The organism is Burkholderia sp. LK4 (genome assembly GCF_001043615.1).
GTDB classification, from domain to species: Bacteria; Pseudomonadota; Gammaproteobacteria; order Burkholderiales; family Burkholderiaceae; genus Burkholderia; species Burkholderia cepacia.
In genome coordinates this window covers 1-18,379 of sequence record NZ_LDUL01000122.1, presented here as the reverse complement: position 1 = coordinate 18,379, position 18,379 = coordinate 1, and the positions used below count along the sequence as shown (strand labels likewise).

General features: G+C 61.5%; 13 protein-coding genes and 1 tRNA gene. All 14 read right to left on the bottom strand.

Going from position 1 to position 18,379, the window contains the following annotated elements:
- A partial coding sequence (locus VK92_RS37980) for a GTP-binding protein (RefSeq protein WP_048026739.1) occupies nt 1-258 on the bottom strand: 258 nt, incomplete at its 3' end.
- Nucleotides 259-297: 39 nt separating this feature from the next.
- Nucleotides 298-2,400 (bottom strand): elongation factor G, encoded by a 2,103-nt coding sequence (gene fusA, locus VK92_RS37975; protein WP_021161762.1) that lies wholly within the window; start codon nt 2,398-2,400, stop codon nt 298-300.
- A 123-nt stretch (nt 2,401-2,523) separates the two neighbouring features.
- Nucleotides 2,524-2,994, bottom strand: coding sequence for a 30S ribosomal protein S7 (rpsG, locus tag VK92_RS37970; protein WP_006477195.1), 471 nt, complete (start codon nt 2,992-2,994; stop codon nt 2,524-2,526).
- A 172-nt stretch (nt 2,995-3,166) separates the two neighbouring features.
- Nucleotides 3,167-3,547, bottom strand: a complete 381-nt coding sequence (gene rpsL / locus VK92_RS37965; RefSeq protein WP_006400662.1) for a 30S ribosomal protein S12 — start codon at nt 3,545-3,547, stop codon at nt 3,167-3,169.
- A gap of 227 nt (nt 3,548-3,774) precedes the next feature.
- Nucleotides 3,775-5,622 (bottom strand): DNA helicase RecQ, encoded by a 1,848-nt coding sequence (gene recQ, locus VK92_RS37960; RefSeq protein ID WP_021161761.1) that lies wholly within the window; start codon nt 5,620-5,622, stop codon nt 3,775-3,777.
- A gap of 317 nt (nt 5,623-5,939) precedes the next feature.
- Nucleotides 5,940-10,187 (bottom strand): DNA-directed RNA polymerase subunit beta', encoded by a 4,248-nt coding sequence (rpoC, locus tag VK92_RS37955; protein WP_021161759.1) that lies wholly within the window; start codon nt 10,185-10,187, stop codon nt 5,940-5,942.
- A gap of 21 nt (nt 10,188-10,208) precedes the next feature.
- The gene (gene rpoB, locus VK92_RS37950; protein ID WP_027788581.1) at nt 10,209-14,315 is read right to left on the bottom strand and encodes a DNA-directed RNA polymerase subunit beta; all 4,107 of its coding nucleotides are present in this window, start codon (nt 14,313-14,315) and stop codon (nt 10,209-10,211) included.
- 377 nt (nt 14,316-14,692) lie between these two features.
- A complete protein-coding gene (rplL, locus tag VK92_RS37945) occupies nt 14,693-15,067 on the bottom strand; it encodes a 50S ribosomal protein L7/L12 (RefSeq protein ID WP_021161757.1) in 375 nt (124 codons plus the stop codon).
- Nucleotides 15,068-15,130: 63 nt separating this feature from the next.
- The gene (gene rplJ / locus VK92_RS37940) at nt 15,131-15,628 is read right to left on the bottom strand and encodes a 50S ribosomal protein L10 (RefSeq protein ID WP_021161756.1); all 498 of its coding nucleotides are present in this window, start codon (nt 15,626-15,628) and stop codon (nt 15,131-15,133) included.
- A 309-nt stretch (nt 15,629-15,937) separates the two neighbouring features.
- Nucleotides 15,938-16,636 carry a 50S ribosomal protein L1 gene (gene rplA, locus VK92_RS37935; RefSeq protein ID WP_006482906.1) on the bottom strand — a complete coding sequence of 233 codons (699 nt, stop codon included), beginning with the start codon at nt 16,634-16,636 and terminating at the stop codon, nt 15,938-15,940.
- Complete coding sequence (rplK, locus tag VK92_RS37930) at nt 16,637-17,068, bottom strand: 50S ribosomal protein L11 (RefSeq protein WP_006477201.1); 432 nt, start codon at nt 17,066-17,068, stop codon at nt 16,637-16,639. It lies immediately after the preceding gene.
- A 141-nt stretch (nt 17,069-17,209) separates the two neighbouring features.
- Entirely contained in the window at nt 17,210-17,767 is a 558-nt protein-coding gene (nusG, locus tag VK92_RS37925) for a transcription termination/antitermination protein NusG (RefSeq protein ID WP_006400672.1), read from the bottom strand.
- A gap of 1 nt (nt 17,768) precedes the next feature.
- On the bottom strand, nt 17,769-18,149 hold the full coding sequence (gene secE / locus VK92_RS37920; protein ID WP_006482892.1) for a preprotein translocase subunit SecE: 381 nt from the start codon (nt 18,147-18,149) through the stop codon (nt 17,769-17,771).
- A gap of 43 nt (nt 18,150-18,192) precedes the next feature.
- Nucleotides 18,193-18,268 (bottom strand) — tRNA-Trp (locus VK92_RS37915).
- Nucleotides 18,269-18,379: the final 111 nt, after the last annotated feature.

Here is an 18,379-nt window from a genome sequence, read left to right as displayed (position 1 = left end):
AGCGTGGCCCGGGCAGTCGACGTGTGCGTAGTGGCGGTTAGCCGTTTCGTACTCGACGTGTGCCGTGTTGATCGTGATGCCGCGCGCCTTTTCTTCCGGTGCCGCGTCGATCTGGTCGTACGCCTTCGCTTCGCCGCCGAATTTCTTCGTCAGAACCGTCGTGATCGCTGCCGTCAGCGTCGTCTTGCCGTGGTCAACGTGACCAATCGTACCAACGTTCACGTGCGGCTTGGTCCGCTCGAATTTACCTTTTGCCATGATTCTCTTCTTTCAAAAATTATCGATTGAGATAGCGAATTACTTCGACTTCGCGCTGATGATCGCATCAGCAACGTTGCGCGGAGCTTCAGCGTAGTGCTTGAACTCCATCGTGTACGTTGCACGACCTTGCGTCAGCGAGCGCAGCGACGTCGAATAGCCGAACATTTCCGACAGCGGCACTTCGGCGCGCACGATCTTGCCGCCGCCAACCATGTCTTCCATGCCCTGGACGATACCGCGACGGCCCGACAGGTCGCCCATCACGTTGCCCATGTAGTCTTCCGGCGTCTCGACTTCGACAGCCATCATCGGCTCGAGGACGACCGGGTTCGCCTTGCGCATTGCTTCCTTGAACGCCATCGAACCGGCCATGCGGAACGCGTTTTCGTTCGAGTCAACGTCGTGGTACGAACCGAACGTCAGGTGAACCTTCACGTCGACGACCGGGAAGCCGGCCAGCACGCCCGACTTCAGCGTGTCCTGGATACCCTTGTCGACCGCCGGGATGTATTCACGCGGAATCACACCACCCTTGATCTCGTCGAAGAACTCGTAGCCCTTGCCTTGTTCGTTCGGCTCGAGCGTGATGACCGCGTGACCGTACTGGCCGCGACCACCCGACTGCTTGACGAACTTGCCGTCGACGTCCTTCGCCGTCGAACGGATCGTTTCGCGGTATGCAACCTGCGGCTTGCCGACGGTCGCTTCCACGCCGAATTCACGCTTCATCCGGTCGACCAGAATTTCGAGGTGGAGCTCGCCCATGCCCGAAATGATGGTCTGGCCCGACTCTTCGTCGGTCTGCACGCGGAACGACGGATCTTCCTGTGCCAGACGGTTCAGCGCCAGGCCCATCTTTTCCTGGTCAGCCTTGGTCTTCGGCTCGACAGCCTGCGAAATCACCGGCTCCGGGAACACCATGCGCTCGAGCACGATCGGGTTTGCCGGATCGCACAGCGTGTCGCCGGTGGTCGCTTCCTTCAGGCCGACCGCAGCAGCGATGTCGCCTGCACGGACTTCCTTGATTTCTTCACGCTGGTTCGCGTGCATCTGCAGAATACGGCCGAGGCGTTCCTTCTTGCCCTTGGTCGAGTTCAGCAGCGTGTCGCCCGAGTTGACGACGCCCGAGTACACACGGAAGAAGATCAGCTGGCCGACGAACGGGTCGGTCATGATCTTGAACGCGAGCGACGAGAACTTCTCGTCGTCCGACGCCTTGCGCTCAGCTTCTTCACCGTTTTCGAGCTCGCCCTTGACCGGCGGGATGTCGACCGGCGACGGCAGGAAGTCGATCACGGCGTCGAGCATACGCTGCACGCCCTTGTTCTTGAACGCGGTACCGCACAGCATCGGCTGGATTTCGCACGCGATCGTACGATCACGCAGCGCCTTGACGATGTCGGCTTCCGGCAGATCGCCTTCTTCCAGGTACTTGTTCATCAGGTCTTCGCTGGCTTCAGCAGCCACTTCGACCATCTTTTCGCGCCATTCCTTGCAGGTCTCCGCGAGCTCGGCCGGGATGTCGACGTAGTCGAACTTCGTGCCTTGCGACGCTTCGTCCCAAATGATCGCCTTCATCTTGATCAGGTCGACGACGCCCTTGAAGTTTTCTTCCGCGCCGATCGGCACCACGACCGGAACCGGGTTCGCCTTCAGGCGCAGACGGAGCTGGTCGTAGACCTTGAAGAAGTTCGCGCCGGTACGGTCCATCTTGTTGACGAACGCGAGACGCGGCACCTTGTACTTGTTAGCCTGGCGCCACACCGTTTCCGACTGCGGCTGCACGCCGCCCACTGCGCAGTACACCATGCACGCGCCGTCGAGCACGCGCATCGAACGCTCCACTTCGATCGTGAAGTCGACGTGGCCCGGGGTGTCGATGATGTTGATGCGGTGTTCCGGATAGTTGCCGCCCATGCCCTTCCAGAAGGCCGTGGTAGCAGCGGACGTGATCGTGATGCCACGCTCCTGTTCCTGCTCCATCCAGTCCATCGTGGCTGCGCCGTCGTGGACTTCACCGATCTTGTGGTTCACACCGGTGTAAAACAGAATGCGCTCGGTCGTCGTCGTTTTGCCGGCGTCGATGTGAGCGCTAATACCGATATTGCGGTAGCGCTCGATAGGAGTCTTGCGAGCCACTTTGATCCTCTACTGGGATGACACGATGCAGCCCTGCTGCATCATGCTTCAACACAAACGGGCGAGGCGCCTGAAAAGCGCACCCGCCCGGAATTTATTTCCGCAAACAGCCCAGCCAGGCGCTTAGAAACGGAAATGCGAGAACGCGCGGTTGGCTTCTGCCATGCGGTGAACTTCATCGCGCTTCTTCATCGCGCCGCCACGGCCTTCGGCCGCTTCGGAGAGTTCACCTGCCAGACGCAGAGCCATCGACTTCTCGCTGCGCTTCTTCGCAGCCTCACGCAGCCAGCGCATCGCCAATGCCATACGACGCGACGGGCGCACTTCGACCGGAACTTGATAGTTGGCACCACCAACGCGACGGCTCTTCACTTCGACCACCGGCTTGACGTTGTTGAGCGCAACCGTGAACACTTCCAGCGGGTCCTTGCCACCCTTGGTCTGGATCTGTTCGAATGCGCCATAAACGATGCGCTCTGCGACCGACTTCTTGCCGGACAGCATCAGCATGTTCATGAACTTGGCTACATCAACGTTACCGAACTTCGGATCCGGCAACACTTCCCGCTTGGGGACTTCGCGACGACGCGGCATGATTCTTCCTTTACTTGTTCAGTTGGAGCTGGTTCCAGCTCCGCGGCCACCAACAAACCCGATCACATCTTCACGACTAACCAGCTTGGCCGGGTGACCACTTACTCGACAGCACCGGCAATCCGGCACTCCCGCCTTGACCGCCCTGCGGCGATCCCTGATCAAAAACTGCTTACTTGGCAGCCTTTGCACGCTTCGCGCCGTACTTCGAGCGCGCTTGCTTACGGTCCTTGACGCCCTGGGTATCCAGCGAGCCGCGAACCATGTGGTAACGCACACCCGGCAAGTCCTTCACACGGCCGCCGCGGATCAGCACAACCGAGTGTTCCTGCAGGTTGTGGCCTTCACCGCCGATGTACGAAATCACTTCGAAGCCGTTCGTCAGACGAACCTTGGCGACCTTACGGAGTGCCGAGTTCGGCTTCTTCGGCGTCGTCGTGTACACACGGGTGCACACGCCGCGACGCTGGGGGCAGTCCTGCAGGGCCGGGCTCTTGCTCTTCGTCGTTTCCGACTGACGGCCTTTGCGAACCAGTTGGTTGATGGTTGGCATTGTTTATTCCTGAAATTGAACAAAATCTGCACATCGATTTCGGGCAAAGCGAGAATCGGCGCACAGTTGACTTCCGAACCGGCGAAACGGGTGCGAGCTTTCGAACGCAACTCGGCCCACCGAATACCGGAACCCAGCATCATATTCCGGAAATACCAACTAAGTCAACGGCTTGCGTGATTCGTCGGCCGGACGCGTGGTTTACCGGAAGGGTCGGAACGCCTGTGTCAGGCAGACTCGACGACGTCGATGATCTCGTCGCCGAAGCGCTCCAGCTTGCGCACCCCCATGCCGGGGATATGGCGCAGGTCGTCGATCGTCTCCGGCGCGTTGCGTGCGATCTCGGCGAGCGTCGCGTCGTGGAAGATCACGTAGGCCGGCACGCCGTCCGTCTTCGCCGTTTCCGCGCGCCACGCGCGCAGCGCATCCCACCTTGCGCGCTCGCGCGTGCCCATGCCGGCAGTCGGATCGACGCGCGTGCCGCTGCGGCCCGACGACTGGCGCGTGCGCTGCGGCTTCACGTAGCGGCGCAGCGTGACCTTCTCCTCGTTCTTCAACACCGGCTTCGCGGCCTCGGTCAGCACGAGCGCACCGAAGCCGCCGTGATCGACGGCCAGGTAGCCGTACGCGACGAGCTGCCGAAATATCGCGCGCCACTCGGGCTCCGACAGCGACGCGCCGATCCCGAACGTCGTCAGCTGGTCGTGGCCCCGCTGCAACACCTTCTCGGTGCGCCCGCCGCGCAGGATCTCGATCAGGTGGCTCGAGCCGAAATTGAAGCCGCTCGCGCGCTGCGCGCGGAACACGCACGACAGCGCCATCTGCGCCTCACGCGTCGCGTCCCATGAAGCGGGCGGCTCGAGGCACGTATCGCAGTTGCCGCACGGCTTGCTCTCCTCGCCGAAGTAGTTCAGCAGCCGCACGCGGCGGCACGAGATCGTCTCGCACAGCCCGAGCAGCGCGTCGAGCTTCGACGTCTGGACACGTTTGTGCGCGTCGTCCGCATCCGATTCGTCGATCATCTTGCGCTGCTGGACGACGTCGCCGAGCCCATAAGCCATCCACGCATTCGCGGGCATCCCGTCGCGGCCCGCGCGGCCCGTTTCCTGGTAGTAGCCTTCGACGCTCTTCGGCAGATCCAGGTGCGCGACGAAGCGCACGTCCGGCTTGTCGATGCCCATGCCGAACGCGATCGTCGCGCACATCACGATGCCTTCCTCGCGCTGGAACATTTCCTGGTGCTTCTGCCGCACCTCGAACTCCATCCCCGCGTGATACGGCAGCGCACGCACGCCTTGCGCCTTCAGCCATTCGGCCGTTTCCTCGACCTTGCGACGCGACAGGCAATAGACGACACCCGCATCCGTCGTGCCATCGGCATTCGTGTGTTCGGCGCGGATGAAATCGAGCAGCTGCGATCGCGCGTTGTCCTTTTCGACGATCCGGTAGCGGATGTTCGGGCGGTCGAAGCTCGACACGAACACGCGCGCGTCGTCGAGCGCGAGACGGTGGATGATCTCGTCGCGCGTGATCGCATCGGCCGTCGCGGTCAATGCGATGCGCGGCACCGACGGAAATCGCTCGTGCAACACCGACAGCTGGATGTATTCCGGGCGGAAATCGTGCCCCCATTGCGACACGCAGTGCGCTTCGTCGATCGCGAACAGGCCGATCTTCGCGCGCTCGAGCAGGTCGAGGAAGCGCCCCGTCATCAGCCGTTCGGGCGCGACATACAGCAGGTCGATTTCGCCTTCACGCAGCGCCCGCTCGGTCGCCGCGGCCTCGGCGCCCGACAGTGTCGAATTCAGGTACGCCGCGCGCACGCCCACTTCGCTCAGTGCGGCGACCTGGTCCTGCATCAGCGCGATCAGCGGCGACACGACAATACCGGCACCCTGTCCGGCCTCGCGACGCAGCAGCGCCGGAATCTGGTAGCACAGCGACTTGCCGCCGCCGGTCGGCATCAGCACGAGACAATCGCCGCCGCCGGCGACGTGTTCGACGATTTCGCCCTGCTGGCCGCGAAATGCGGGATAACCAAATACTTCGTCGAGGATTTCGAGGGCGCGGGACATGGAAGAGGACGGGGACGGCTGGACGATGACCGCAATTTTAACAACCCGCTCGCGGGACGCGGGGCGAATCGTGCGGTTTCGGCCAATCGGCCAGGGTTCGTTCGCGTGCATGACGAGCCTGCCACGACCGCGCCGCAAGTGATCGCGACGGCTTCGGCGGCGCTGGCAGCCAGGCCGCACGTCCGTCGCGAGCAAGCGAGGCCGGCACGGCACAGGCGCGTCATGCACGCGAACGACAGATGAAAAAAAACCGCCCGGCAAAACCGGGCGGTCTCGGTGACAGCGTGGTGAGGCAAGGCGGCTCGCGCCGCCCGCGCTTACTCGGCTGCCGGGTGCTGTTGCGGCTCTTCCGCAGCCGGCGTGCTCGGCGTGCCGAAATCGAACGCCTCTTCCGCTGCGATCTGGTCGAAACGCTCGCGATCCGACGATTCCTTCGCCTTGCGTGCCTTGTGGAACGCGAGACCCGTACCGGCCGGGATCAGGCGGCCGACGATCACGTTTTCCTTCAGGCCGCGCAGATCGTCGCGCTTGCCCATGATCGCCGCTTCGGTCAGCACGCGGGTCGTTTCCTGGAACGATGCCGCGGAGATGAACGAGTCGGTCGACAGCGATGCCTTCGTGATACCGAGCAGCACGTTGTCGTACGAAGCCGGACGCTTGTCCTCGGCGATCATGCGATCGTTCTCGTCCAGCATGTCGGAACGCTCGACCTGTTCGCCCGGGATGAAGCGCGTATCGCCATTGTCGGTGATCTGCACACGACGCAGCATCTGGCGAACGATCACCTCGATGTGCTTGTCGTTGATCTTCACGCCCTGCAGACGATACACGTCCTGCACTTCGTCGACGATGTAGCGCGACAGCGCCTCGATACCCTGCAGACGCAGGATGTCGTGCGGATCGGCCGGACCGTCCACGATCATTTCGCCCTTGTTGACGACCTGTGCATCGTGAACCAGAACCTGCTTTTCCTTCGCGATCAGGAACTCGTGCTGGTTGCCCTCGAGATCCGTGATGACGAGACGCTGCTTGCCCTTCGTGTCCTTACCGAACGACGTCGTACCGGTGACTTCCGCGAGAATGCCGGCATCCTTCGGCGAACGCGCTTCGAACAGTTCCGCCACCCGCGGCAGACCGCCGGTAATGTCACGCGTCTTCTGCGCTTCCGTCGGGATACGTGCGAGCACTTCACCGACCTGCACCTGCTGACCATCCTTCACGGTGATCAGTGCGCCGACCTGGAAGCCGATCTGCACCGCGTGCTCCGTGCCCGGAATCTTCACTTCGTCGCCGTTCGCGTCGAGCAGCTTGACCTGCGGACGCACGCTCTTCGAAGCCTGCGAACCACGACGCTTCACGTCGATCACGACCAGCGTCGACAGGCCGGTCACGTCGTCGATCTGCTTCGCGACGGTCACGCCTTCCTCGACGTTCTCGAACTTCACCGTACCACCGTACTCGGTGATGATCGGACGCGTCAGCGGATCCCACGTGGCGAGCTGTGTGCCTGCCTTGATCGTCGCGCCGTCGAGTTGCAGCAGCGTCGCGCCGTACGGCACTTTGTGACGCTCGCGCTCGCGACCGAAATCGTCGGTGATCATCGCTTCGCCCGAACGGGAAATGACGATCTGCTCGCCCTTCGCGTTCGTGACGTAACGCATCGTCGCCGTGAAGCGGACGATACCGTTGCTCTTCGCTTCGACCGACGAAGCGACTGCCGCACGCGATGCCGCACCACCGATGTGGAACGTACGCATCGTCAGCTGCGTGCCCGGTTCACCGATCGACTGTGCCGCGATCACGCCGACTGCTTCGCCGACGTTCACGAGCGAGCCGCGGCCGAGGTCACGGCCGTAGCACGACGCACACAGACCGTAGCGCGTTTCGCAGGTCAGCGGCGTGCGCACGCGCACTTCGTCGATGCCGAGGCGTTCGATTTCCTCGACCGCCGTTTCGTCGAGCAGCGTGCCCGATTCGTACACCGTTTCCTGCGTTTCCGGGTTCACGACGTCCGCAACCGCAACGCGGCCGAGGATACGGTCGCGCAGCGCCTCGACGACTTCACCGCCTTCGACGAGTGCCTTCATCGCCACGCCGTTCGACGTGCCGCAATCGTCTTCCACGACGACCAGATCCTGCGTGACGTCGACGAGACGACGCGTCAGGTAACCCGAGTTCGCGGTCTTCAGTGCCGTATCAGCCAGACCCTTACGTGCACCGTGGGTCGAGATGAAGTACTGCAACACGTTCAGACCTTCGCGGAAGTTCGCGGTAATCGGCGTCTCGATAATCGAGCCGTCCGGCTTCGCCATCAGGCCACGCATACCGGCCAGCTGACGAATCTGAACCGCCGAACCCCGGGCGCCCGAGTCGGCCATCATGTAGATCGAGTTGAACGACTCCTGGCGCGTCTCGTTGCCGTCGCGGTCCGTCACCGGCTCCGTCGACAGCTGCTCCATCATCGCCTTGCCGACCGCTTCCGACGTTGCCGACCAGATGTCGACCACGTTGTTGTAGCGTTCCTGCGCGGTGACGAGACCCGACATGTACTGGCGGTCGTACTCCTTCACCTTCTTCGCGGCGTCGCCGACGATCGTTTCCTTCTGCGGCGGCACGAGCATGTCGTCCACGCAGATCGAAATGCCGGCACGCGTCGCGAGACGGAAACCCGACTGCATCAGCTGGTCGGCAAACACCACCGTCGCGCGCAGACCGCACTTGCGGAACGCCGTGTTGATCAGGCGCGAGATTTCCTTCTTCTTCAGCGGCTTGTTCAGCACCGAGAACGGCAGGCCGTGCGGCAGGATCTCCGACAGGATCGCGCGGCCGACGGTCGTCGCATACAGCGAGATCTTCGGCACGAACGGCGGCGCGCCTTCCGACGTGTCTTCGTTGTGGACCATTTCGGTGATCCGCACGTTGACGCGCGAGGCCAGCTCGACTTCCTTGTTCTCGTACGCGCGGATCACTTCCGACACGCCCGTGAACGACAGGCCTTCGCCCTTGCCGTTGACCGCTTCGCGGGTCGCGTAGTACAGACCCAGCACGATATCCTGCGACGGCACGATCGACGGATCGCCGTTGGCCGGGAACAGCACGTTGTTCGACGCCAGCATCAGCGTACGCGCTTCCATCTGCGCTTCGAGCGACAGCGGCACGTGAACGGCCATCTGGTCACCGTCGAAGTCGGCGTTGAACGCCGCGCAGACGAGCGGGTGCAGCTGAATTGCCTTGCCTTCGATCAGCACCGGCTCGAACGCCTGGATACCGAGACGGTGCAGCGTCGGCGCACGGTTCAGCATCACCGGGTGCTCGCGGATCACCTCTTCGAGGATGTCCCACACCACCGGCGTCTGGTTCTCGACTTCCTTCTTCGCAGCCTTGATGGTCGTCGCGACGCCCATCACTTCCAGCTTGTTGAAGATGAACGGCTTGAACAGCTCGAGCGCCATCAGCTTCGGCAGACCGCACTGGTGCAGCTTCAGCGTCGGGCCGACCACGATGACCGAACGGCCCGAGTAGTCGACGCGCTTGCCCAGCAGGTTCTGACGGAAACGACCGCCCTTGCCCTTGATCATGTCGGCGAGCGACTTCAGCGGACGCTTGTTCGCGCCCGTCATCGCCTTGCCGCGACGACCGTTGTCGAGCAGCGAGTCGACGGCTTCCTGCAGCATCCGCTTTTCGTTGCGGACGATGATTTCAGGTGCCTTCAGCTCGAGCAGGCGCTTCAACCGGTTGTTACGGTTGATCACGCGGCGGTACAGGTCGTTCAGGTCCGACGTCGCGAAACGGCCGCCGTCCAGCGGCACGAGCGGACGCAGTTCCGGCGGCAGCACCGGCAGCACTTCGAGGATCATCCACTCGGGCTTGATGCCCGAGCGCTGGAATGCCTCGAGGACCTTCAGGCGCTTCGCGTACTTCTTGATCTTCGCTTCCGAGCCGGTGTTCTTCAGCTCGGTGCGCAGCGTCTCGACCTGCTCGTCGATGTTGATCGCGCGCAGCAGTTCACGCACGCCTTCCGCGCCCATTTCGGCACGGAATTCGTCGCCGTATTCCTCGACCTTGTTGTAGTAATCCTCTTCGGTCATGATCTGCCGCGCCTTCAGCGGCGTCATGCCCGGTTCGATCACCACGTACGCTTCGAAGTACAGCACGCGTTCGATGTCGCGCAGCGTCATGTCGAGCACCATGCCCAGACGCGACGGCAGCGACTTCAGGAACCAGATGTGCGCGACCGGCGAGGCCAGCTCGATGTGGCCCATCCGTTCGCGACGCACCTTCGCCAGCGTCACTTCGACGCCGCACTTCTCGCAGATCACGCCGCGGTGCTTCAGGCGCTTGTACTTGCCGCACAGGCACTCGTAGTCCTTGATCGGCCCGAAGATCTTCGCGCAGAAGAGACCATCGCGTTCCGGCTTGAACGTACGGTAGTTGATGGTCTCCGGCTTCTTCACTTCACCGAACGACCACGAACGGATCTTGTCGGGCGAGGCCAGACCGATCTTGATCGCGTCGAAAACTTCTTCCTGTTGGACTTGCTTGAATAGATCGAGCAGAGCTTTCATTGCTTTCTCTCCGTAGTCCGATTAATTGCGGTCGAGATCGATGTCGATACCGAGCGAGCGGATTTCCTTCACGAGCACGTTGAAGGATTCCGGCATGCCTGCATCGATCACGTGGTCGCCCTTGACGAGGTTTTCGTACACCTTCGTCCGGCCGGTCACGTCATCCGACTTCACCGTCAGCATTTCCTGCAGCACGTAGGACGCGCCGTACGCTTCGAGTGCCCACACTTCCATTTCACCGAAACGCTGGCCACCGAACTGCGCCTTACCACCCAGCGGCTGCTGCGTGACGAGCGAGTACGGGCCGGTCGAACGCGCGTGCATCTTGTCGTCGACCAAGTGGTGCAGCTTCAGGTAGTGCATGTAACCCAGCGTCACGCGACGCTCGAACATTTCACCCGTGCGGCCGTCGTACAGACGGACCTGGTTCTTCGACGGGTTCATGCCGAGCTGTTCGGCGATGTCGTCCGGGAACGCGAGGTCGAGCATCTTGCCCATTTCTTCCTCGGTCGCACCGTCGAACACCGGCGTCGCGAACGGCACGCCTTCGCGCAGGTTCTTCGCGAGTTCGAGGATCTCGTCGTCGGTGAAGCTTTCCAGGTCTTCCTGGCGGCCCGACTCGTTGTAGATCTTCGTCAGGAACACGCGCAGTTCCTCGATCTTCGCCTGACGCTGCAGCATTTCGCCGATACGCCAGCCGAGGCCCTTCGCGGCCCAGCCGAGGTGCACTTCCAGAACCTGACCCACGTTCATCCGCGACGGAACGCCCAGCGGGTTCAGCACGACGTCTGCCGGACGGCCGTCGGCCATGTACGGCATGTCTTCGATCGGGACGATCTTCGACACGACACCCTTGTTACCGTGACGGCCTGCCATCTTGTCGCCAGGCTGCAGACGGCGCTTCACCGCGAGGTACACCTTGACCATCTTCAGCACGCCCGGCGGCAGTTCGTCGCCTTGCGTGAGCTTCTTGCGCTTCTCTTCGAACGCGAGGTCGAACTGGTGACGCTTCTCTTCGATCGAGTTCTTGATCGCTTCGAGCGATGCCGCTGCTTCGTCGTCCGCGAGGCGGATGTCGAACCAGTGGTAGTGGTCGAGGTCTTCCAGGTAAGCCTGGTCGATCTTCGTGCCCTTCGCGAGCTTCTTCGGACCGCCGTTCGCGACCTTGCCCACGAGCATGCGCGCGAGACGCTGGAACGCGTCGCCTTCCACGATGCGCAGCTGGTCGTTCAGGTCGAGACGGTAGCGCTTCAGTTCGTCGTCGATGATCTGTTGCGCACGCTTGTCGCGCTGGATGCCTTCACGCGTGAACACCTGGACGTCGATCACGGTACCGCTCATGCCCGACGGCACGCGCAGCGACGTGTCCTTCACGTCCGAAGCCTTCTCGCCGAAGATCGCGCGCAGCAGCTTCTCTTCCGGCGTCAGCTGGGTCTCGCCCTTCGGCGTGACCTTGCCGACCAGCACGTCGCCTGCTTCGACTTCAGCACCGATATACACGATGCCCGATTCGTCGAGACGGCCGAGCTGGACTTCCGCCAGGTTCGAGATGTCGCGCGTGATTTCTTCCGGCCCGAGCTTCGTGTCGCGTGCAACGACGTTCAGCTCTTCGATGTGGATCGACGTGTAGCGATCGTCCGCAACCACTTTCTCCGAGATCAGGATCGAGTCTTCGAAGTTGTAGCCGTTCCACGGCATGAACGCGATCAGCATGTTCTGGCCGAGCGCGAGCTCGCCCAGGTCCGTCGAGGCGCCGTCGGCCAGCACGTCGCCGCGCGAGACCTTGTCGCCCATCTTCACGATCGGACGCTGGTTGATGTTCGTGTTCTGGTTCGAACGCGTGTACTTGATCAGGTTGTAGATGTCGACACCGACTTCACCTGCGACCGCTTCGTCGTCGTTCACGCGAATCACGATACGGCCTGCGTCGACGTAGTCGACCACACCGCCGCGGAACGCCTGAACCGTCGTACCCGAGTCGACCGCGCAGGTGCGCTCGATACCCGTCCCGACGACCGGCTTTTCCGGACGCAGACACGGCACGGCCTGACGCTGCATGTTCGAACCCATCAGTGCACGGTTCGCATCGTCGTGCTCGAGGAACGGAATCAGCGAGGCTGCAACCGACACGATCTGCGACGGCGCGACGTCCATGTACTGGATACGGTCCGGCGTGACCATCATCGTTTCGCCGGCTTCACGCGACGACACGAGTTCGTCGATCAGCGTGCCGTTCTCGTCGATCGCGGCGTTCGCCTGAGCGATCATGTAACGACCTTCCTCGATCGCCGACAGGTAGTCGATCTGGTCGGTCACCTTGCTGTCCACGACCTTGCGGTACGGCGTCTCGAGGAAGCCGTACTCGTTCAGGTGCGCGTACAGTGCGAGCGAGTTGATCAGGCCGATGTTCGGACCTTCCGGCGTTTCGATCGGGCACACGCGGCCATAGTGGGTCGGGTGCACGTCACGAACTTCGAAGCCTGCGCGTTCGCGCGTCAGACCGCCCGGGCCCAGTGCGGAAACACGGCGCTTGTGCGTGATTTCCGACAGCGGGTTGGTCTGGTCCATGAACTGCGACAGCTGCGACGAACCGAAGAACTCGCGGATCGCCGACGAAATCGGCTTCGAGTTGATCAGGTCGTGCGGCATCAGGTTTTCGCTTTCGGCCTGGCCGAGGCGTTCCTTGACCGCGCGCTCGACACGCACGAGACCAGCGCGGAACTGGTTTTCCGCCAGTTCGCCGACGCAACGCACGCGACGGTTGCCGAGGTGGTCGATGTCGTCCACTTCGCCCTTGCCGTTGCGCAACTCGACGAGGATCTTGATCGTCGCGAGGATGTCGTCGTCCTGCAGCGTCATCGGGCCGGTGATCTCGTCACGGCTGACGCGGCGGTTGAACTTCATGCGGCCGACCTTCGACAGGTCGTACGCTTCTTCGCTGTAGAACAGACGGTTGAACAGCGCCTCGACCGCTTCTTCGGTCGGCGGCTCGCCCGGACGCATCATGCGGTAGATCGCGATGCGCGCGGCCGTCTTGTCGGTCGTTTCGTCGACACGCAGCGTCGACGAGATGTACGGGCCCTGGTCCAGGTCGTTCGTGTAGAGCGTCTGGATGTCCTTGATGCCCGCTTCGCGCAGCTTCTCGAGCACGCTTTCCGTGACTTCGTCGTTCGCGCTCGCGATCACTTCGCCGGTGTCGCCGTCGACGACGTTCTTCGCCAGCACGCGGCCGAGCAGATAGTCTTCCGGTACCGAGATGAACTTGGTCTTCGCGGCTTCGAGATCGCGAATGTGCTTCGCGTTGATCCGCTTGTCCTTCTGGACGATGACCTTGCCATCACGATCCGTGATGTCGAAACGCGCGACTTCACCACGCAGGCGCTCGGGCACGAACTCGAGTTGTGCGCCTTCGTCCATCAGCGTGAAGTTGTCGAACACGAAGAAGTTCGCGAGGATCTGTTCCGGCGTCAGGCCGATGGCCTTCAGCAGGATCGTGACCGGCATCTTGCGGCGACGGTCGACGCGGAAGTACAGGATGTCCTTCGGATCGAATTCGAAGTCGAGCCACGAGCCGCGGTACGGAATGATCCGTGCCGAGAACAGCAGCTTGCCCGAGCTGTGCGTCTTGCCCTTGTCGTGTTCGAAGAACACGCCCGGCGAACGGTGCAGCTGCGAGACGATGACACGCTCGGTGCCGTTGATGACGAACGAGCCCGTCGGCGTCATGAGCGGAATTTCGCCCATGTACACTTCCTGCTCTTTCACTTCCTTGACGACCGGCTTGTTCGGCGATTCCTTGTCGAGGATGACAAGGCGGACCTTCGCGCGCAGCGCGGAGCAGTACGTCAGGCCGCGCTGCTGGCATTCCTTGATGTTGAATGCCGGCGCGGACAACGCATAGCTCACGAACTCGAGGCGCGCAAAGCCGTTGTGCGAAACAATGGGAAATACCGATGTGAACGCGGCCTGCAAACCTTCAGGCTTGCGTTGCGTGGCCGGCACATCGGCTTGCAGAAACGTGCTGAATGATTCAAGCTGGGTAGCCAGCAAGAAAGGAACTTGGTGAACGATGGGGCGCTTCGCGAAACTCTTGCGAATGCGCTTCTTCTCGGTGAAGGAATATTGCATACGATCTCCGAATCACGGCGGGTGCTATCGAGGCGGAATACCTGGACGTTTCAAACCCGAGTGTTCACCGACTGAGACCCGATGGCCGTCCGACGGCTTGAACGAGCCGAGAAGCTTGGTGGTTGGCCGCTACCAACCGCTGGCTGACGGCAGCGGATGCCTGTGTTGCCCGCTACCCGACCAAACTTGCCTTCTGCAGTCGCTTCAGAAGACAAAGAGAACCGCCATTCGTGACCAATCACAACGATCAGGCGGTTTTCTTTGGCTTCTGGGGCCGATTATTCGGGCTCCCGAATGAGTGCCAGAATAACGTCCCCACAAAGCACAAAAAGGCCGGCGGTGAAAATACCGCCAGCCTTCGCACAGCGCGCCGAAACTTACTTGACTTCGACCTTCGCGCCTGCTTCTTCCAGCTTCTTCTTGGCTTCTTCAGCAGCAGCCTTGTCGACGCCTTCCTTGACAGCCTTCGGTGCGCCGTCAACGACGTCCTTCGCTTCCTTCAGGCCCAGGCCCGTCAGTTCGCGAACTGCCTTGATGACTGCAACCTTGTTACTGCCTGCTTCAGCCAGAACGACCGTGAATTCGGTCTTCTCTTCTGCAGCAGCAGCAGCGCCGCCGCCTGCCGGGCCAGCGACTGCCACTGCAGCTGCCGACACGCCAAACTTCTCTTCGAACGCCTTGACCAGTTCGTTCAGTTCCAGAACGGTCATCCCTTCGACCGCTGCCAGGATGTCTTCTTTTGCGATTGCCATTTGAAATACTCCTAAATTGAATTCGGATACAGCCAGCGATCAATGACGCTGATGCACGTTCGATTACGCAGCTTCCGCTTGCTTCTTCTCTGCCAGCGCGGCCAGGGCACGCGCGAAGCCCGAAACAGGCGATTGCATAACGAACAGCAGCTTCGAGAGCAGTTCTTCGCGGCTCGGGATGCTTGCCAGCGCTTGCACGCCAGCCTTGTCCATCACCTTGCCATCGAACGAACCAGCCTTGATGACCAACTTGTCATTGCTCTTGCTGAAGTCGTTGACGACCTTAGCAGCAGCAATTGCATCTTCCGAGATGCCGTAGATCAACGGGCCAGTCATCTGCTCTGCCAGCGGAGCAAACGGCGTACCTTCAACGGCGCGGCGCGCCAGCGTGTTCTTCAACACGCGCAGGTAAACCTGTTGCTCGCGCGCTTTCGCGCGCAGCTTGGTCAGATCGCCAACCGCAATTCCACGATACTCAGCCAGCACAACGGTCTGGGCCTTCGCGACTTGCGCGGAAACCTCAGCGACGACGGCTTGCTTGTCTTCTCTATTAAGCGGCACGGTTAGCCTCCAGAAACGATACGTTCGGCGTGGCCGGCATGGCCGAAACCTCACGTACCTCGTTCAACAACGGCGTCCGACCTCGTTAGGAGTATTTCCACCTCATGCCGCGAATCGCTTCACGGCCTGGGGCTTCACCACTGCAAAACTTTTTCGGGTTCGCCATCTGCGTTGGCTTGAATTAAGGGATCACCTGACTGCTGCGCCCCACCAACGGTCTTTGATAACCGGTTGCCCGCCTTGCCTGCACGAACAACCGCCCAAAGCCCATGTAGGCCGCTTCGCGAACGAAGCGGCCCGAATACTTGCTTACTGTGCTGCCAGCGTAGCCTGGTCGACACGCACGCCGACGCCCATCGTGCTCGACAGTGCGATCTTGCGCAGGTAGACGCCCTTGCTCGTTGCCGGCTTTGCCTTCTGCAGCGCTTCGATCAGCGCCGACAGGTTCGAACGCAGTGCAGTCGGCTCGAACGATGCGCGGCCGATGGTCGCGTGGATGATACCGGCCTTGTCGACACGGAATTGCACCTGACCAGCCTTCGCGTTCTTGACGGCGGTTGCGACGTCCGGCGTGACCGTACCGACCTTCGGGTTCGGCATCAGGCCGCGCGGGCCGAGGATCTGACCCAGCGTACCGACGATACGCATCGTGTCCGGCGAAGCGATCACGATGTCGAAGTCCATCTGGCCAGCCTTGATCTGCTCGGCCAGGTCTTCCATACCGACGATTTCCGCGCCTGCTGCACGAGCTTGCTCAGCCTTCTCGCCTTGCGCGAACACGGCAACGCGAACCGACTTGCCCGTACCTGCCGGCAGAACGACCGAACCACGAACGACCTGGTCCGACTTCTTCGCATCGATGCCGAGCTGGACTGCGACGTCGATCGACTCGTCGAACTTCGCGCTCGCGCATTCCTTCACGAGGCTCAGTGCGTCTTCGATCGCGTACAGCTTCTGACGATCGACCTTGGCGGCAAATGCCTGACGGCGCTTGGAGATCTTAGCCATTTACACGCCCTCCACAGTGATGCCCATCGAGCGTGCGCTACCAGCGATGGTGCGAACGGCTGCGTCCAGATCAGCTGCCGTAAGGTCCGGCATCTTGGTCTTCGCGATTTCTTCGGCTTGAGCGCGCGTGATCGAGCCGACCTTGTCGGTGTGCGGCTTGCTCGAACCCTTGTCCACCTTCGCCGCCTTCTTGATCAGGACGGTCGCCGGCGGCGTCTTCATCACGAACGTGAAGCTCTTGTCAGCGAATGCCGTGATGACCACCGGCACCGGCAGACCCGGCTCCATGCCTTGAGTCTGCGCGTTGAACGCCTTGCAGAACTCCATGATGTTCAGGCCGCGCTGGCCCAGTGCCGGACCGACCGGCGGCGACGGGTTGGCTTTACCTGCAGGGATCTGCAGCTTGATAAAGCCGATAATCTTCTTTGCCATTTGTGAACCTCATTGGAACGCCGGAAGGGCGTTCGGTGAGTGATAACGCGCTTTCGCCTCTGGCTACTGACGCTCCTCAACGGCCATGACGCGGGCCGTAAGCGCGAAGGTGGGCAGCCGAGGCTGCCCACCGAATCGGGATCAAACTTTTTCGACCTGGCCGAACTCGAGTTCGACCGGGGTGGATCGGCCAAAGATGGTGACCGACACACGCACGCGCGATTTTTCGTAGTTGACTTCTTCGACGGTGCCGTTGAAGTCCGTGAACGGGCCTTCCTTCACACGCACCATCTCGCCGACTTCGAACAGGGTCTTCGGGCGCGGCTTCTCGACGCCTTCCTGCATCTGCGACATGATCTTCTCGACTTCCTTCGGGGAAATCGGGGTCGGGCGGTTACGTGCACCGCCGACGAAACCGGTAACCTTCGCGGTGTTCTTCACGAGGTGCCACGTTTCGTCCGTCATTTCCATCTCCACCAGCACGTAGCCGGGGAAGAATCGACGCTCGGTTACTGCCTTGTGACCGCCTTTGACTTCGACCACTTCTTCGGTCGGAACCAGGATCTGACCGAATTTGTCCTGCATGCCAGCACGTTCGATGCGCTCCTGAAGCGCACGTTGCACGCTCTTCTCCATACCGGAGTAGGCGTGCACGACGTACCAACGCTTTCCGCTCGGGGATGCCGGAGTATCGCTCATATCATTTCCAACCCAGAATCGCCGAGAAAATCACCCATTCGATCGATTTGTCACTCAACCAGAGGAAAATCGCCATCACGAGCACGAAACCGAACACGACGAGTGTGGTTTGCGTTGCTTCTTTGCGGGTGGGCCAAACGACCTTCCGGACTTCCTTGTACGAATCCTTGGCAAAGGCGATGAGGCTCTTGCCAGGGGCGGACATCAGCCCGACGGCCACGCCGGCGATGATCCCTACCGCCAACGCGGCACCGCGGACATACCACTGCTGATTGGCCAGCCAGAAGAAGCCCACGAATCCGGCCAAGACCAGCAATACGCCCAGGGCCAGCATCAGCTTATCGCCGGAGGTATTTACAGTTTCGACGGATGGATTCGCCATAACACCTTAAAACAAATGCCACGTAGGACACGTGGCTATTTTTTGGCAGGGGCAGAGGGAATCGAACCCCCAACCTTCGGTTTTGGAGACCGACGCTCTGCCAGTTGAGCTATACCCCTAAACCATACTGGGGCTGGCTGTTGCCAGCCCCAAAACTGTCGATCAACGAATAACTGGCTTACTCGATGATCTTGGCGACGACGCCAGCGCCGACCGTACGGCCGCCTTCA

Excerpts from the sequence above, each read along its gene's own strand:
- rpsG (WP_006477195.1), bottom strand. The coding sequence starts at position 2,994 with ATGCCGCGTCGTCGCGAAGTCCCCAAGCGGGAAGTGTTGCCGGATCCG.
- rpsL (WP_006400662.1), bottom strand. The coding sequence starts at position 3,547 with ATGCCAACCATCAACCAACTGGTTCGCAAAGGCCGTCAGTCGGAAACG.
- recQ (WP_021161761.1), bottom strand. The coding sequence starts at position 5,622 with ATGTCCCGCGCCCTCGAAATCCTCGACGAAGTATTTGGTTATCCCGCA.
- rpoC (WP_021161759.1), bottom strand. The coding sequence starts at position 10,187 with ATGAAAGCTCTGCTCGATCTATTCAAGCAAGTCCAACAGGAAGAAGTT.
- rpoB (WP_027788581.1), bottom strand. The coding sequence starts at position 14,315 with ATGCAATATTCCTTCACCGAGAAGAAGCGCATTCGCAAGAGTTTCGCG.
- rplL (WP_021161757.1), bottom strand. The coding sequence starts at position 15,067 with ATGGCAATCGCAAAAGAAGACATCCTGGCAGCGGTCGAAGGGATGACC.
- rplA (WP_006482906.1), bottom strand. The coding sequence starts at position 16,636 with ATGGCTAAGATCTCCAAGCGCCGTCAGGCATTTGCCGCCAAGGTCGAT.
- rplK (WP_006477201.1), bottom strand. The coding sequence starts at position 17,068 with ATGGCAAAGAAGATTATCGGCTTTATCAAGCTGCAGATCCCTGCAGGT.
- nusG (WP_006400672.1), bottom strand. The coding sequence starts at position 17,767 with ATGAGCGATACTCCGGCATCCCCGAGCGGAAAGCGTTGGTACGTCGTG.
- secE (WP_006482892.1), bottom strand. The coding sequence starts at position 18,149 with ATGGCGAATCCATCCGTCGAAACTGTAAATACCTCCGGCGATAAGCTG.